Origin of the sequence: Nonomuraea sp. NPDC059007, from assembly GCF_042740555.1 — a bacterium.
Classification (GTDB): Bacteria; Actinomycetota; Actinomycetes; order Streptosporangiales; family Streptosporangiaceae; genus Nonomuraea.
Window position 1 is genome coordinate 78,445 of record NZ_JBHYJD010000050.1, and the last position, 2,603, is coordinate 81,047.

Consider the following 2,603-nt stretch of genomic DNA (forward strand, 5'->3'; position numbering starts at 1 on the left):
CTTTGTCTACCCCCCGCGGGGGGGGGGCCACCCCCGGGGGGGGGGGGGGCCCCGCGGGGGGGGCGGCGGGGGGGGGGGGGCGGGGGGCGGGCGGCCCCCCCCCCCCCCACGGCCGCCCCCTCACCGAGAACCTCCTGGAAGGGATGGAGGTGATCCCCCGCAAGACGATGGTCCACCGGGGGGCCACCTTCACCGAGCTCGACGTGGACGCGGTCCTGGCGCGCGCGCCGAAGATCGCGCTCATCGACGAGCTGGCGCACACCAACGTCCCCGGCTCCCGGAACGCCAAGCGCTGGCATGACATCGAGGAGATCCTCGACGCCGGCATCAGCGTCATCTCCACCGTGAACGTGCAGCACCTGGAGTCGCTCAACGACGTCGTCCAGCAGATCACCGGTATCCCGCAGCGGGAGACCGTCCCCGACGAGGTGGTCCGCCGTGCCACGCAGATCGAGTTGGTCGACATGTCACCGGAGGCCCTGCGCCGCCGGATGGCTCACGGCAACATCTACGCCCCGGAGAAGGTCGATGCCGCCTTGTCCAACTATTTCAGAGTCGGCAACCTCACCGCCCTGCGCGAGCTGGCCTTGCTGTGGGTCGCGGGAAAAGTCGATGAGCAACTCGATCGCTACCGCAGCGACCACGGCATCAAGGGCACCTGGGAGGCGCGCGAGCGCGTCGTCGTCTGCCTGACCGGCGGTCCTGAAGGCGACACTCTGGTACGGCGGGCCGCCCGCATCGCCGCCCGCACCAAGGGCGCCGACCTGCTCGCGGTCCACGTGACCAGGGCCGACGGCCTGTCCAGCGGCGATCCGGCCAGCCTGGCCAGGCAGCGTTCCCTGGTCGAGAGCATGGGCGGCACCTACCACCAGGTGGTCGGCGACGACATCCCACGCGCGCTGCTCGACTTCGCCCGCGGCGTCAACGCCACCCAGCTCGTGCTCGGCGCCTCGCGGCGCGGCAGGTTCGCGCAGATCTTCTCGCGCGGCGTCGGCGTGGACACCACGGCGCTGTCCGGCTCCATCGACGTGCACATGATCACGCACGAGGAGGCGAAGAAGGGGCGCCGCCGGCCGCAGCGCACCAGGGCGGCGCTCACCCGCACCCGGCGGCTGATCGGCTGGCTGACGGCCCTGCTGGGCATGCCGTCGCTGACGGCGGGGCTCGTCCCGTTCCGCGATGACCTGTCACTGCCGAGCGAGATCCTGTTCTTCCTGGTCATGACCGTCGGGGTGGCGCTGATCGGCGGCATGTGGCCGGCGATCACGGCGGCGGTGGGCGGGTCGTTGTTGCTCAACTTCTTCTTCACGCCACCGGTGAGCGAGTTCACGATCAGCGATCCGGAGAACCTCTTCGCGCTCATCGTGTTCGTGCTGGTGGCGGCGGCGGTGTCCACGATCGTGGATCTGGCGGCCCGCCGTACCAGGGAGGCGGCGCGCGCGAGCGCGGACGCGGAGGTGCTCTCGACGCTGGCCGGGCACGTGCTGCGCGGGGAGTCGGCGGTCTCCGAGCTGCTGGTGCGGGTGCGGGAGACGTTCGGGCTGACCTCGGTCACGCTGCTCGAACGCCTGCCGGACACCGGCCGCGCGCCCGACGACCACACCGACCCGGCGGCCTGGCGCATCGTCGCCACGACCGGCGGCACGCCGTGCACGACGCCGTCCGGCGGCGACACCGACGTGGTGATCGAGGAGGACCTCGTGCTCGCCGCGCGGGGCGGGCTGCTGGACGCCTCCGACCGGCGGGTGCTGGAGTCGTTCGCCGCGGAGATCGCGGTGGCGCTGCGCCAGCAGCGGCTGGAGGAGGAGGCCGAGCAGGCCAAGCCGCTGGCCGAGGCGGACAAGATGCGCACGGCGCTGCTGGCGGCGGTCAGCCACGACCTGCGTACCCCGCTGGCCTCGGCGAAGGCGGCGGTGGAGAGCCTGCGCAACGACGAGATCGACTGGAGCCCCGAGGACCGCAGCGAACTGCTGGCCACGGCCGAGGAGTCGCTGGCCCGCCTCGACCGCCTGGTGGCGAACCTGCTCGACATGAGCCGCCTGCAGGCCGGGGTGCTCGGCGTCGGCCTGCAGGCGGTGGCGCTCGAAGAGGTGGTGCCCCGGGCCGTCGACGACCTGGGCCCGCTGCGCGAGCGGGTCGAGGGCGACATCTCCATCGAACTGCCCGAGATCATCGCCGACCCGGCGCTGCTCGAACGCGTGCTGGTCAACCTGATGTCCAACGCGGTCCGCTACAGCCCGCCCGGCAAAAAGGTGGTCATCACCGGGAGCTGGCACGGCGACCACGTGGAGATCCGGGTGATCGACCGCGGTCCCGGCATCCCGCCCGATGCCCACGACCGCGTCTTCCTGCCTTTCCAACGACTGGGTGACCGCGACAACCACACCGGTGTCGGCCTGGGCCTGGCTCTCTCCCGGGGCCTGGCCGAGGCGATGGGCGGCACTCTGGTCCCCGACGAGACACCAGGGGGAGGTCTCACCATGATCCTCACGATGCCCATCAAGGAGCTGGCTGCCTAATGCTTCTGTCAAGCTGCGGTGCGGATCTGGTGCCCGGGGTCGTAGGGCTTGCGGGTGCGCAAGATGGCGTGCAGGACGTTGATG

1 protein-coding gene is annotated in these 2,603 nt (G+C 71.6%); it reads left to right on the forward strand.

Annotated features, from left to right (window positions below):
• Positions 1 to 2 precede the first annotated feature (2 nt).
• Positions 3 to 2,519: a DUF4118 domain-containing protein gene (locus tag ACFWY5_RS47460; RefSeq protein WP_379638831.1), complete on the forward strand. Its 2,517-nt coding sequence runs from the start codon at positions 3 to 5 to the stop codon at positions 2,517 to 2,519.
• Positions 2,520 to 2,603 lie beyond the last annotated feature (84 nt).